Origin of the sequence: Brucella sp. NBRC 12950 (assembly GCF_030268145.1) — a bacterium.
Lineage (GTDB): Bacteria > Pseudomonadota > Alphaproteobacteria > Rhizobiales > Rhizobiaceae > Brucella.
The window spans coordinates 250,091-264,001 of sequence record NZ_BSQC01000001.1; the positions used below are offsets into that span (position 1 = coordinate 250,091).

The following is a 13,911-nucleotide window of genomic DNA, read 5'->3' on the forward strand; positions in this document are numbered from 1 at the left end:
CCCCGAGGGGCCATCTTAAATGCCATGCGTTAAGCTTTCAAAATGCAATTGCGAATTATTTGCAATTAATAACGCCGGCATGGCTTGCCGTCAACGGCAGCAAATGGGGGCTTTTTTCATATCTATGTGATCGTTGGATCTGGTTATTGGACGAACTGACTGCCGGTTGGGCGCGCAGTTTTCGGTCTTTCGGCAAGCTGAAATGATGCCAGAAAAACTTTTGTATAAGCCTTGGTTTTCTGTATGGGCGTTACAAAGGATAACGGTTCATTAAGCTTAATATCCGATAACTGTTTGAACGAATCCGCCAAATCGAAGCTCGTCTACAATTGGCCGGAATCCATACAGAAAACACAGGATAGCGGGACTTGATCCCGGGAAAGGATCGGGATGATGGCTAGCCTCGGCGGAGACCAATCTCAAGCCGAAGGGGCTCAGGTCCGTCACGTTCCGGTGCTTATTTCCGAAGTGATCGATGCCCTGAAACCCGAAACCGGCAAAGTAATCGTCGATGGCACATTCGGTGCGGGCGGTTATACCCGACGTATTCTGGAGCAGGGCGCAAGCGTAATCGCGATTGACCGCGACCCGACTGCCATTGCAGCCGGTCGTGTCATGGAAAAGCAGTTCGAAGGCAGGCTCAATCTGGTTGAAAGCCGGTTTTCGGCACTGGATGAAGCTGTTGAAACAGTCGAGGGAGAAGGCGCGAAGGTGGATGGCGTTGTGCTCGATATCGGTGTCTCGTCGATGCAGATCGATGAAGCCGAGCGTGGCTTTTCCTTCCAGAAGGATGGGCCGCTCGACATGCGCATGTCGCGCAACGGTCCAAGCGCTGCCGATGTGGTGAACCGCCTGAAGATGGGCGATCTCGCACGCATCTTTAATTTTCTCGGCGAAGAGCGTCATGCAGGTCGCATCGCGCGCATGATTGAAAAGCGTCGCGAAACACAGCCTTTCACACGCACACTTGATCTAGCCAATGCGATTGAATCGCTGGTCGGCCGTAACCCCAAAGTACCTATTCATCCTGCAACGCGCGTGTTTCAGGCTTTGCGCATCTATGTGAATGATGAGCTTGGTGAACTGGCGCGAGCATTGCTTGCAGCCGAACGTATTCTGAAGCCCGGTGGTCGCCTTGTTGTCGTGACCTTCCATTCGCTCGAAGATCGTATGGTCAAGCGCTACTTTGCTGATCGTGCCGGTGGTAGCGCTGGATCGCGGCATTTGCCGGAAACGCATGTGCGCCTTCCAAGCTTTACCGCTGCGGTAAAAGGGGCTGTTGGACCGAGCGCCGAAGAAGAAGAGCGTAATCCTCGTGCTCGCTCTGCAAAACTGCGTGCGGGACTGAGGACTGAAAATCCGCCTCTAGAAGATGATCTTTCACTTTTCGGGCTGCCAAAGCTGCCTGAAACGTATGAACTGGCCCGGAGTTGAACGAGTGCTGCGTACTTTTGAACTCATCATGATAGCGGCGATGCTGGTGGCAGCAACGATCACCTATACCATCAAATATGATGCGGAAAGGCAGATCGCTGTTATTGCCAAGCTCAAGCGTCAGATCGATTCCGAGAAGGATACGATTACGCTATTGCGCGCGGATTGGGCATTGATGACACAGCCAGGTCGTCTGCAGAGCCTCGTTGGCGTTTACGCGGAAGAGTTGAAGCTCCAGCCAATTGAAGCAGAGCAGCTTGCTATGGGCGTGGAAGACATCCCAGAGCGTCAGCTGGATGATATTCAGAAACTTATTTCAGGTAGCGATGAACTGGTGGCAAGTGGCGTTCTGGAGCCAGACGCGACAACCACTGGCAGCATCAAGAAGAATGGAGCGAGGCACTAATCATGCGGCTGAAGCTCGGATTTTCCAAGAAGAACAAACAGAACACCAATGACGGCTTTGAGCCGGCTGGCAATGAAAAGCTGGCCGGCAATATGGCTTTTGTCGGCTCGCGTAAAAAGCACGGCAATCGCGCACGTAATCGTCTTTGGATGGCCATTGCCTGCTTCGTCGGCATTTATGGCGTGATCGGCGGTAAGCTGGTTTATTTCGGTGTGATTGGCGGCGAGGGTGATGACTCTGGCGGCCCTGCCGTGCACCAGCTCGCATCGCGCCCGGACATTCTGGATCGCAATGGTGAAATCCTTGCGACTGATATCAAGACCGCTTCGCTGTTTGCCGAGCCACGCAAGATCGTCGATCCGGATGAAACAATCGAACTTCTCTCAACCGTTATTCCCGATCTCGACTGGGAAGCGACCTATCGCCGTCTGAAAAGTGGAGCAGGCTTCGTCTGGGTGAAGCGTGGTCTGACGCCACGCCAGCAGAGCCAGATTATGGCTCTGGGTGTGCCCGGTATCGGCTTCCGTACGGAAAAGCGCCGCTTTTATCCGGGTGGTCCAACCGCTTCGCATATTCTTGGTCTCGTTAATGTCGACAATCAGGGCATTGCGGGTATGGAAAAATATATCGACAGTCAGGGACTGAGCGATCTTCGCGCCGTCGGTATGGCAACCGGGCAATCGCTTGAGCCGATCAAGCTCTCGATCGATATCCGCGTGCAGCACATCATGCGCGACGTTCTCGTCAAGGCGATGGAACGTTATCGCGCGATTGCTGCGGGTGCCGTGGTTCTCAACGTGAAGACCGGCGAAGTCATTGCTATGGCTTCGGTGCCGGATTTTGATCCGAACAATCCGGTTAACGCGCTCGATAAGGATCGCTTGAACCGCATGTCGGCGGGTACCTACGAAATGGGCTCGACGATCAAGAGCTTCACCACAGCAATGGCGCTAGATTCGGGCAAGTTTAATCTCAATTCGAGGATCGATGCGTCGCGTCCGCTGGTTATTGGTCGTCAGACAATCCGCGACTTCCACGGCAAAGGCCGCGTTTTGACGCTGCCTGAAGTCTTTATCTTCTCATCCAACATTGGTTCAGGTCATGAAGCCAACGTTGTCGGCATTGAAGGTCATCGTGCGTTCCTGAAGAAAATGGGTCTTCTTGACCGTATGCAGACTGAGCTGCCTGAAGTGGCGCGCCCGGTCGAGCCGCGCGTCTGGAAGAAGGTTCACTCGATGACCATTTCGTTCGGACACGGCATGATGACCACGCCGCTGCAGACCGCTGTTGGTGCAGCAGCTTTGATGAATGGCGGCAAGCTGATTGAGCCGACATTCCTTACACGCACGCAGGCTCAGGCCGATCAGGTGGCGCAGCAGGTTATTCATCCGCAGGTGTCAGCGGACATGCGTTATCTTTATCGCCTGAACTCAACCGCGCCAGGCGGTTCGGGTAAACGTGCAACGGTTCAGGGCTATCGTGTCGGCGGCAAGACGGGTACGGCTGAAAAGGTCGTGCATGGCCGCTATTCGAAGGATGTGCGCTTCAATGCATTCCTCGCATCCTTCCCGATGGACGATCCTACCTACGTCGTTCTGACTATTATTGACGAGCCTAAGCCGGAAGAAGGCAAGTACAGCGCGACCGCTGGTCTTAATGCTGCGCCAATGGTCGCCGATATTATTAGGCGCTCAGCCTCATTTTTGGGGGTTAAGCCCGATTTTAAACAGGAATTTGCGCCAGCAGCATCAGAGATCGCTTCTGCTGATTCGATAAACGACTGATTTGTGTAGTTGTAGCGGGAAGCGGAAACTGCACCACTGAACCTGGATTTGGTATGACCATGAAGCTGAAGGAAATTACACTCTTTAAGGAACTGGCCTCCGGCGCTGCGGGCGAAGTGGACATTGTTGGCGTCACCTCAGATTCTCGTAAAGTCGAGCGCGGCTTCCTTTTTGCGGCTCTCAAAGGTGTAAAAGCGGATGGCTCCGCCTATGCAGTCGATGCCGTCAAGCGTGGTGCTTTTGCCGTTATCGCTGGCAAGAATGCAGCCATTGAAAACCTCGGTGTGCCTGTTCTGCATGTTGAAGATCCGCGTCATGCACTGGCCGTTGCGAGCGCTCAATTTTATGGCAAGCAGCCTGAAGTCATGGTTGCCGTGACGGGTACCAGCGGCAAGACTTCTGTTGCTTCGTTTACCCGACAGATATGGGCTTATGCGGGTTTTCCTGCGGCCAATATCGGAACGACAGGCGTTTTCTCGCCAACCCGCAGTGATTATAATTCGCTGACGACACCTGATCCGGTTGAACTGCATCGCGTGCTCGCAGAGCTTGCCGATGAAGGTGTGACCCATGCCGCGATGGAAGCCTCGTCCCATGGTCTTGATCAGCGTCGCCTTGACGGCGTGAAGCTTGCTGCTGGCGCGTTCACCAATCTCGGTCGCGATCACATGGATTATCATGCGACGATCGAAGAATATCTGCACGCCAAGATGCGCCTGTTCGATACGCTGCTTCCAAAAGGTGCGCCTGCAATCATTTTTGCGGATGACCAGTTCTCGCCACAGGCGATTGAAGCTGCAAAAGCCGCTGGTTGCGATGTGAAGACTGTTGGTCGCAAAGGTGATTTCATCACCATCAAACGCGTTGAGCATGAACGTTTCCGCCAGCACATTGAAGTGCGCATTGCTGACGAAATTTTTGAAATCGAACTGCCGCTGGCTGGTGATTTTCAGGTTGCGAATGCGCTTGTGTCGGCAGGTCTCGCGATGGTTACGGGTGTTCCGGCTGCGGCTGCCATGCGTGCACTTGAGCGCCTCAAGGGTGCGCCGGGACGTCTTGATCTTGTTGGAGCCACGGAAGAGGGCGCTCCTGCCTATGTGGACTACGCACATAAGCCGGAAGCACTTGAAAACGTTCTTACTTCCGTGCGTCCATTTACAACTGGACGCGTGATCGTGGTGTTTGGCTGTGGCGGTGACCGTGACAAGGGCAAGCGCCCGATCATGGGTGAAATCGCTGCGCGTCTGGCTGATGTTGCCATTGTAACTGACGACAATCCACGGTCGGAAGTGCCCGCACAAATCCGTTCGGAAATCATGGCTGCAGCCCCCGGTGCCACCGAAATAGGCGACCGTCGCGAGGCAATTTTCACTGCAGTTTCCATGATGATGCCCGGTGACACACTGGTGGTTGCGGGTAAGGGACACGAAGAAGGCCAGATCGTCGGCGACATCACGCTGCCGTTCTCGGATCATACGGAAGTGGCGGCTGCACTAGCAGCACGCCTTGAGGAGCATAAGGGATGAGTGACTGGCTTTGGACATCTGCCGATATGGTGGAGGCCATGGAAGGCCGGCCTTTCGGTACGTTGCCTGCGGGTATCACCGGGATTTCTATCGATAGCCGTACGCTGAAAGAGGGCGAAGCTTTCTTTGCAATCAAAGGCGAATTGTTTGATGGACATGATTTTGCAACGGCTGCTATGGCAGCTGGTGCTGGTCTTCTGGTCGTCAACGAATCCCGTCTTCCGGCTCTCGGTAATCTCAAGGTTCCGATGATCGTGGTTGAAGACGTGCTTGAAGCCTTGATCAAGCTCGGTATTGCCTCGCGTGATCGTTCCAAAGCCCAGATCATTGCTGTTACCGGTTCTGTCGGTAAAACGACGACCAAGGAAGCGCTGCGTCATGTGCTGGCCGATTCAGGCAAGGTCCATGCGTCGGTTGCGTCGTTTAACAATCATTGGGGCGTGCCGCTGACGCTCGCCCGTATGCCAGCTGATACCGATTATGGTGTGTTTGAAATCGGCATGAACCACCACGACGAAATCCGACCACTGGTTAAGATGGTTCGCCCGCATGTGGCGCTGATTACGTTGATCGCACCGGCACATCTTGGTCACTTTGCAAATCTCGAAGAAATCGCAGTTGCAAAAGCCGAGATTTTTGAAGGCGTTGTGCCGGGTGGTTATGCGCTTCTCAATCGCGACGACAAGCGCTTCAAGCAGCTTGAAGAACTCGCCGAAAAGGCAGGCGTCGAGCATATTATCACCTTTGGCGAAAATGCGCGTTCCGAATATCGCCTGCGCGAAGTGAAGATGCATCCGACCTGCTCATGCATGACAGTGAAGATCGGTAACGAAGAAGCGGTTGTAAAAGTCGGCATGCCGGGACGCCATATCGTGCAGAATATGCTTGCTGTACTTGGCGCGGCCCATCTCGTTGGTGCAGATATGGCAAAGGTTGCCATTGCCATGGCAACTTTGACTGCTGAAGGCGGACGCGGCGCGCGTCATGTTCTGGAGCATCCGGATGGCGGTTCCTTCACGCTGATTGATGAAAGCTACAATGCAAACCCGACCTCGATGCGTGCATCGCTGTCGCTGCTTCATGCAACACCGCCTGAAGGCCCGCGTGGTCGTCGCATCGCAATTCTGGGCGATATGCTGGAGCTTGGCCGTCAGTCTGGAAAGCTTCATGCCGATCTTGCACGCCCCATCGTCGATGCGGAAGTGAACGTGCTTTATATCGGCGGACGCGAAATGTCGGTGCTCAAAAATGCCTTGCCGGTTGAAATTAGCGTCGAATACAGGCAGAGCACCGATGAATTGTTGCCGCTGGTGACGAAGGCTGTGCGTCCCGGCGATGTTGTCATGGTGAAGTCATCCAAGGGGATTGGCTTTTCCAAGATCGTCAAGGCGCTTACCAATCAGTTTCCGCCAGTGGTGCCTGCCGAGTAGCAGTTTTTGAGGGATTTTTCTCAGCATGTTGATGCTTCTTTCAATCTTCGCCGAGCATGTGACACCGTTTAACGTGTTCCGCTACATCACGTTCCGCACTGGCGGGGCGATGATTACCTCGGCGTTGATCGTGTTCTTGTTCGGCCCTGCGATCATCAATTCGCTGCGCGCGCGACAGGGAAAAGGTCAGCCGATCCGTGCTGATGGCCCTCAGACCCACTTCAAGAAAGCTGGTACGCCCACCATGGGCGGCCTGATGATTATGACCGGTATTCTGGTCTCCTGCTTCTTCTGGGCCAATCTCGCCAGCGTCTATGTCTGGGTCGTGCTGATGGTCACAGTTGGATTTGGTGCAATCGGCTTTTACGACGACTATCTCAAGGTCACGAAACAGTCGGATAAAGGCTTTTCCGGTAAATCGCGTCTGGGCATCGAGTTTCTGATTGCGGCGATTGCAGCCTTCATCATCATGCGGGCAGGACAGGAGCCGTTCTCCTCATCGCTGACGTTCCCGTTTGTAAAGCAGTTTGTTCTGAACCTCGGCTGGTTCTTCATTCCATTGGCAGCCTTCGTCATGGTTGGCGCCGGCAATGCGGTGAACCTGACTGACGGTCTTGACGGTCTTGCGATTGTGCCTGTGATGGTTGCTGCGGCCTCGTTCGGCTTCATCGCCTACCTTTCGGGTAATGCGATCTTTGCCGATTACCTGCAAATCCATTTTGTTCCAGGCACGGGTGAACTGGCCGTTGTACTGGGCGCTGTTATCGGCGCAGGTCTTGGTTTCCTCTGGTTCAATGCTCCCCCCGCAGCAATCTTCATGGGTGACACTGGCTCGCTGGCGCTCGGCGGGATGCTCGGCACGGTTGCTGTTGCAACCAAGCACGAAATCGTTCTTGCCATCATCGGTGGTTTGTTTGTGGTTGAAGCACTCTCGGTCATCATTCAGGTTGGTTCGTTCAAACTCACCGGCAAGCGCGTCTTCCTGATGGCACCAATTCATCATCATTTTGAAAAGAAGGGCTGGACGGAGAGCCAGGTCGTGATCCGTTTCTGGATCGTGGCAATTATCCTCGCCATGATCGGCCTTTCCACATTGAAGCTCAGATAACAGGCAAGCAGAATGATCCCGATCACCGCCCTTAAAGATAAGACTGTAGCCCTCTTCGGACTGGGTGGGTCGGGCATCGCTACCGCCAAGGCCATTGTGGCGGGTGGAGCGAAGATCATTGCCTGGGATGATAATCCCGACAGTGTTGCCCGCGCACAGAGCGCGGGTATAGCGACTGGTGATTTGAGGCAAGCGGACTGGTCGCAGTTCGCTGCCTTTGTGCTTTCGCCCGGTGTGCCGTTGACGCATCCAAAGCCACACTGGACAGTTGATCTCGCTCATGCTGCCGGTGTCGAGATTATCGGCGATGTTGAACTTTTCGTGCGTGAACGCAATCATATTGCGCCGGATTGTCCGTTTATCGCCATCACCGGAACGAACGGCAAATCCACCACGACCGCGCTGATTGCGCATATCATTAAGGCTTCGGGCCGCGACATGCAGCTCGGCGGCAATATCGGCACGGCGATCCTCACATTGGAAGCGCCCGCACCGGATCGTTTCTATGTGGTCGAGTGCTCGTCCTACCAGATTGATCTGGCACCGTCGCTCAATCCCACTGCTGGTATTCTTCTCAATCTTACGCCTGATCATCTCGACCGCCATGGCTCCATGGAAAACTATGCTGCCATTAAGCAGCGGCTTGTTGAGAAAAGCGGTGTGGCAATCGTTGGTGTGGACGATGAATATTGCGGGAGCATTGCGGATCGTCTTGAAAGCAAGGGCGTAAAAGTCGCACGTATTTCCAAGGATAAGCGCCTTGAGAACGGTGCATTCGCTGAAGGTGCAAAGCTCTATTCGACATTGAGCGGCAAGGTTGAAGAACTCGCTTCACTGGAAGGAATTGGTTCGCTGCGCGGCGCACATAATGCGCAGAACGCGTTGGCTGCAATCGTGGCCTGTTTGTCGGTCGGCCTTTCGATTGAAGAAATTCGTGCAGGTCTGAAAAGCTTCCCCGGTCTTGCGCATCGCATGGAACAGGTTGGTCATCGCGGCAAGGTTCTGTTCGTCAATGATTCCAAGGCAACCAATGCCGAAGCAACCGCGCCTGCGCTGTCGTCTTTTGCGAACCACATTTACTGGATCGCTGGCGGCGTGCCCAAGGCTGGTGGTATCAGCGCTTTATCGGAGTTTTTCCCGCGCATTACCAAAGCCTATCTGATTGGTGAAGCTGCGGCGCAGTTTGCTGCGACGCTGGGAGATGCGGTGACATTTGAGATTTCCGACACGCTGGCTGTTGCAGTTGAACATGCTGCACGCGATGCAGGCAATGATGCAGCAGCAGAACCAGTGGTTCTGCTTTCGCCAGCCTGTGCGAGCTTCGACCAGTTCCAGAATTTTGAAAAACGCGGCGATGCATTCCGCAACGCCGTGCTTGCGCTCCCGGGTATTGAGCCAATGAGAGGGGAAAGCTGATGGTAAGTCGTGTTGACCGTGGTGCTGTCGCCAATTGGTGGTGGACAATCGACCGTTACTTTCTGGCTGCATGTCTGGCCCTGATGGGGCTTGGTGTGCTGTTGTCCTTTGCTGCAAGCCCTGCCGTTGCGCAGCGCATTGGCCTTGATAGCTTCCATTTCGTGGAACGACAGACCTTCTTCATGATTCCGGCTGTTGCAGTGATGATCGGTGTCTCGTTCCTGTCGCCACGCCAGATCAGGCGTTTTGCGCTGATCCTGCTCTGCGCCTCGCTGTTTCTGATGGCAGCAGCACTTTTCGTCGGTATCGAGATCAAGGGTGCGCGCCGCTGGGTCAGTCTTGCAGGCATTTCCATTCAGCCCTCCGAGTTCATGAAACCCGCTTTTGTGGTCATCTGTGCATGGCTTTTCTCCGAGCGCGAACGCGGCGGCGAGATGCCGGGCTATTTTCTGGCGATGATGCTGTTCTGTGTGACTGCTGGTCTGTTGATGCTGCAGCCTGACTTTGGTCAGACAATGCTCACCACCGGCACATGGGGCGCGATGTTCTTCCTCGCCGGTTTGCCGATGTTCTGGATTCTGGTTCTTGGCGGCATCGCCGTTGTCGGTGCGTTTGGTGCATACATGACGCTCGATCACGTTGCGGGCCGTGTTAACCGCTTCATGACCGGTGAAGGTGATACATTCCAGGTGGATGCAGGGCGCGAAGCCATTCTGCGTGGCGGCTGGTTCGGGCAGGGACCGGGTGAAGGCACCGTTAAGCGTATCATCCCGGATAGCCACACCGACTTTATCTTCTCGGTTGCCGCAGAAGAATACGGCATCATTCTGTGCATGATAATCATGGCGCTGTTCGCGTTTATCGTGATCCGCGGACTTTCGATTGCGCTGCGTGAGCGCGATGCTTTCACACGTCTCGCTGTGTCCGGCATCGTGATTCTGTTCGGCTTCCAGTCGATCATCAACATGGCGGTTAATCTGCATCTGATGCCTGCCAAGGGCATGACTCTGCCGTTTATCTCCTATGGCGGCTCTTCGCTTGTTGCTATTGCGATCACCATGGGCATCCTGCTGGCTTTAACACGCCGTCGTCCGGAAGCGCGCATGACGCATACGGTCAGCATGGGCGAGCGCATTCCGGCTTTGTGAGGGGACTATGGGAAAAGGCGTAATTGTATTGGCCGCCGGGGGAACAGGCGGCCATCTGTTTCCAGCTGAAGCACTGGCGCACGAACTGAAGTCTCGCGGCTGGGATGTGCATCTGGCAACGGACGCACGCGCGCAGCGTTTTGCCGGTGCCTTTGCAGAAGACCATGTGCATGTGATCCGTTCAGCCACTATTGCAGGGCGCAATCCGATTGCGCTGGCACGCACATTGTGGTCACTCTGGCAGGGTAATCTCGATAGCCGCAAACTATTTCGTCGCTTGAAGCCCAAGCTCGTCGCTGGTTTTGGTGGCTACCCAACATTGCCGCCGCTTTATGCCGCGAGCAATATGGGTATCCCGACCATGGTGCATGAGCAGAACGCTGTCATGGGGCGCGCCAATAAGGGCTTGGCTTCGCGCGTGAAAGCGATTGCTGGCGGGTTTCTGCCAGAAACAAGCGGTGCGTTCGCTGACAAGATTGTTGCGACCGGCAATCCGGTTCGCCCGCCAGTGCTTGCTGCTGCCAACACGCCTTATAAGCCAGCCAAAGAGGGTCAGCGTTTTCGCCTTCTGGTGTTTGGTGGCAGTCAGGGCGCGCAGTTTTTCTCAAATGCGATCCCAGAAGCAATCGCGCTTTTGCCCGAGAGCGAACGCGCAAGGCTGCTGATTACACAGCAGGCGCGTAAAGAGGATGAAGCGGCTGTCCGTGCCGCATATCAGAAGCTCAAGATTCCGGCTGATGTAGCTCCGTTCTTTAACGATATGCCAGCCCGTATTGCAGATGCGCATTTCGTTATCTCGCGTTCGGGCGCTTCTACCGTTTCAGAAATTGCGGCGATTGGCCGTCCGGCCATGCTGGTGCCGTTTCCACATGCGCTTGATCATGATCAGGCGGCGAATGCGGCGGCTCTTGCTGCGGCAGGCGGTTGCGATGTGGTTCGGCAGGCTGAACTTACGCCAGAACGGCTGGCCAGCATCATTAGCGCAGCGATTAACGAGCCAGAAAGGCTTGAGCAACAGGCAAAAGCTGCGAAAAGCGTTGGGAAGCCTGATGCCGCGCAGTTGCTTGCCGATCTTGCAGAGGCTATTGCAGCAGGAAAATCAGTTCAGGAATTGAAAGAAGGAACTCGGCCATGAAAATGCCGCTCAACATCGGGCTTGTCCATTTTATCGGGATCGGCGGCATTGGCATGAGCGGTATCGCGGAAGTGCTGCACAATCTGGGCTATAAGGTTCAGGGTTCTGATCAGTCGGACAGCGCCAATGTGCAGCGTCTACGCGAGAAGGGCATTGAGGTCTTTGTCGGTCATAAGGCCGAGAACCTTGGCGACGCGGAAGTCATCGTCGTTTCGACTGCCATCAAGAAAACCAATCCGGAATTAGCTGCCGCCCGCGAAAAGCTTCTGCCGATTGTTCGCCGCGCTGAAATGCTGGCCGAGCTGATGCGCTTCCGTCGTGCGGTTGCCATCGGCGGCACACATGGCAAAACCACGACCACATCGATGGTTGCAGCTTTGCTCGATGCAGGTCATCTCGATCCCACAGTCATCAACGGCGGCATTATCAATGCCTATGGCACCAATGCTCGTATGGGCGATGGTGACTGGATGGTTGTTGAAGCCGATGAAAGCGATGGCACCTTCCTGAAACTGCCAGCCGATATTGCGGTTGTTACCAACATCGATCCTGAACATCTGGATCACTACGGCAATTTCGACAATGTACGTGCAGCTTTTGCGCAGTTCGTCGAAAACGTACCATTCTATGGCTTTGGCGTGATGTGTCTTGACCACCCTGAAGTGCAGGCTCTGGTAAGCCGCATCGAAGATCGTCGCATCATCACCTATGGTCAGAACCCGCAGGCGGATGTCCGCTTTGTTAATCATCGCATGGATGGCGCAACGAGCCTGTTTGATGTGCTGATCCGCTCACGCAAGGGCGACACGGTTGAGATCAAGGATCTCCGCTTGCCGATGCCGGGTATGCACAATGTTTCAAACGCAACGGCAGCGATTGCAGTCGCAAATGAACTTGGCATAACAGCCGACGATATCCGTCGTGGTTTGGGTGCGTTCGGTGGGGTCAAGCGTCGCTTCACTCATACCGGCTCCTGGAATGGTGTCGAAATTTTCGATGACTACGGCCACCATCCGGTTGAAATTCGAGCTGTTCTGAAAGCAGCACGCGAAGCAACCAAAGGTCGAGTAATCGGCATTGTTCAGCCGCACCGCTATACACGCCTTCACAGCCTGTTTGATGAGTTTGCAGCGTGCTTCAATGATGCCGACACGGTTATCGTAACACCGGTTTACACAGCTGGCGAAGACCCGATTGAAGGTGTGAACTCGGAAACGCTCGTGTCGCGCATCAAGACTGCTGGTCATCGCGATGCACGTTATGCAAGCGGCCCTGAAGCATTGGCGCCGTTGGTGGCTTCTATCGCAGAGCCTGGTGATTTCGTGGTTTGCCTCGGTGCAGGCAACATTACACAGTGGGCTTATGCATTGCCGAAAGAATTGGCTGAACAGGGTGCAAAGTAATGGAAAGCGGCGAAACGCTTCTCAAGAAGCTTGATGGCAGGCTTTCCGGTCTTCGCGGCCGGATGATGCCGGATACCGGCATGGACAAGATTACGTGGTTCCGTGCCGGTGGTCCTGCGCAGGTTCTGTTTCAGCCTGCTGACGAAGAAGATTTGTCGGAATTTCTGAAAGCTGTGCCGGAAGAGATTCCGCTTCTGGTTGTAGGTATCGGCTCCAATCTTCTGGTGCGTGACGGTGGCATTCCAGGTTTTGTTGTCAGGCTATCGGCCAAGGGTTTTGGCGAAGTCGAACGTGTTTCCGAAACCCAGCTCAGGGCAGGGACTGCGACGCCGGATAAGCGCGTGGCAGCGGCAGCACTTGAAGCGGGTCTGAGTAGCTTTCATTTCTACCACGGCATTCCCGGGGGCATTGGCGGCGCTCTGCGCATGAATGCCGGTGCCAATGGCGTTGAGACGCGTGAGCGTGTTGTGGAAGTGCGTGCGCTTGATCGCAAGGGTGAACTGCATGTCCTGTCCAATGCGGATATGGGTTATGCATATAGGCATTCCTCAGCGTCGCCTGATCTGATTTTCACCTCGGCTCTGTTTGAAGGTAGTCCGGGCGACCGTGAAGAAATTCAGAAAGCCATGGACGAGGTGCAGAATCACCGTGAAACTGTTCAGCCTGTGCGCGAAAAAACCGGCGGCTCAACCTTCAAGAATCCTGAAGGCACATCTGCGTGGAAAGAAATCGACAAGGCGGGCTGTCGCGGCCTGCGTGTTGGTGGCGCGCAGATGTCTGAGATGCACTGCAATTTCATGATCAATACCGGAAATGCGACCGGCCATGACCTTGAAACGCTCGGCGAAACTGTTCGCGCTAAAGTTTATGAGAATTCAGGTATTCGCCTTCATTGGGAGATCAAGCGGCTTGGCTTGTTCCGCGAAGGGGAAGAAGTGAAAGAATTCTTGCAAAAAGTCTAATTTTAAGAAGCCCGGATTTCCTACTGAAATTCCGTGCTTTTTTGCGCTTGTTGAGCGCTCCGTAAGTTGCTCCCCTTTTGATAGGGGCTTGCCACGGAATCAACTCTCTGATTCTTTATGGTTAACCGTACAGTGATTTGATTCGTCAGGGTTTTCCTG

The 13,911-nt window shown here is 54.6% G+C and carries 11 protein-coding genes; all 11 read left to right on the plus strand.

What is annotated here, in order from left to right; translation table 11 throughout:
- The first annotated feature begins 390 nt into the window (after positions 1-390).
- The 11 genes from rsmH to murB are packed head-to-tail and all read left to right on the plus strand — an operon-like array spanning position 391 to position 13,752.
- Positions 391-1,434: a 16S rRNA (cytosine(1402)-N(4))-methyltransferase RsmH gene (rsmH, locus tag QSJ70_RS01185; protein WP_192797986.1), complete on the plus strand. Its 1,044-nt coding sequence runs from the start codon at positions 391-393 to the stop codon at positions 1,432-1,434.
- A gap of 4 nt (positions 1,435-1,438) precedes the next feature.
- On the plus strand, positions 1,439-1,840 hold the full coding sequence (gene ftsL, locus QSJ70_RS01190) for a cell division protein FtsL (protein WP_007875804.1): 402 nt from the start codon (positions 1,439-1,441) through the stop codon (positions 1,838-1,840).
- A gap of 2 nt (positions 1,841-1,842) precedes the next feature.
- Positions 1,843-3,624, plus strand: a complete 1,782-nt coding sequence (locus QSJ70_RS01195; RefSeq protein WP_064320830.1) for a peptidoglycan D,D-transpeptidase FtsI family protein — start codon at positions 1,843-1,845, stop codon at positions 3,622-3,624.
- A 53-nt stretch (positions 3,625-3,677) separates the two neighbouring features.
- Positions 3,678-5,150 carry a UDP-N-acetylmuramoyl-L-alanyl-D-glutamate--2,6-diaminopimelate ligase gene (locus QSJ70_RS01200; RefSeq protein ID WP_285534517.1) on the plus strand — a complete coding sequence of 491 codons (1,473 nt, stop codon included), beginning with the start codon at positions 3,678-3,680 and terminating at the stop codon, positions 5,148-5,150.
- Positions 5,147-6,580 carry a UDP-N-acetylmuramoylalanyl-D-glutamyl-2,6-diaminopimelate--D-alanyl-D-alanine ligase gene (locus QSJ70_RS01205; protein WP_079212080.1) on the plus strand — a complete coding sequence of 478 codons (1,434 nt, stop codon included), beginning with the start codon at positions 5,147-5,149 and terminating at the stop codon, positions 6,578-6,580. Before QSJ70_RS01200 ends, QSJ70_RS01205 begins: the two co-directional genes overlap by 4 nt.
- A gap of 25 nt (positions 6,581-6,605) precedes the next feature.
- Positions 6,606-7,688 carry a phospho-N-acetylmuramoyl-pentapeptide-transferase gene (gene mraY, locus QSJ70_RS01210; protein ID WP_007875799.1) on the plus strand — a complete coding sequence of 361 codons (1,083 nt, stop codon included), beginning with the start codon at positions 6,606-6,608 and terminating at the stop codon, positions 7,686-7,688.
- Positions 7,689-7,700: 12 nt separating this feature from the next.
- Positions 7,701-9,104, plus strand: a complete 1,404-nt coding sequence (gene murD / locus QSJ70_RS01215; protein ID WP_285534518.1) for a UDP-N-acetylmuramoyl-L-alanine--D-glutamate ligase — start codon at positions 7,701-7,703, stop codon at positions 9,102-9,104.
- Positions 9,104-10,252, plus strand: coding sequence for a putative lipid II flippase FtsW (gene ftsW / locus QSJ70_RS01220; RefSeq protein ID WP_007875797.1), 1,149 nt, complete (start codon positions 9,104-9,106; stop codon positions 10,250-10,252). Before murD ends, ftsW begins: the two co-directional genes overlap by 1 nt.
- 7 nt (positions 10,253-10,259) lie before the next feature.
- Positions 10,260-11,387: an undecaprenyldiphospho-muramoylpentapeptide beta-N-acetylglucosaminyltransferase gene (murG, locus tag QSJ70_RS01225; protein WP_007875795.1), complete on the plus strand. Its 1,128-nt coding sequence runs from the start codon at positions 10,260-10,262 to the stop codon at positions 11,385-11,387.
- Entirely contained in the window at positions 11,384-12,790 is a 1,407-nt protein-coding gene (gene murC, locus QSJ70_RS01230) for a UDP-N-acetylmuramate--L-alanine ligase (protein ID WP_064320826.1), read from the plus strand. Before murG ends, murC begins: the two co-directional genes overlap by 4 nt.
- Positions 12,790-13,752, plus strand: a complete 963-nt coding sequence (gene murB / locus QSJ70_RS01235) for a UDP-N-acetylmuramate dehydrogenase (protein WP_285534520.1) — start codon at positions 12,790-12,792, stop codon at positions 13,750-13,752. The genes murC and murB overlap by 1 nt, the downstream gene beginning before the upstream one ends.
- The last annotated feature ends 159 nt before the right edge of the window (positions 13,753-13,911 follow it).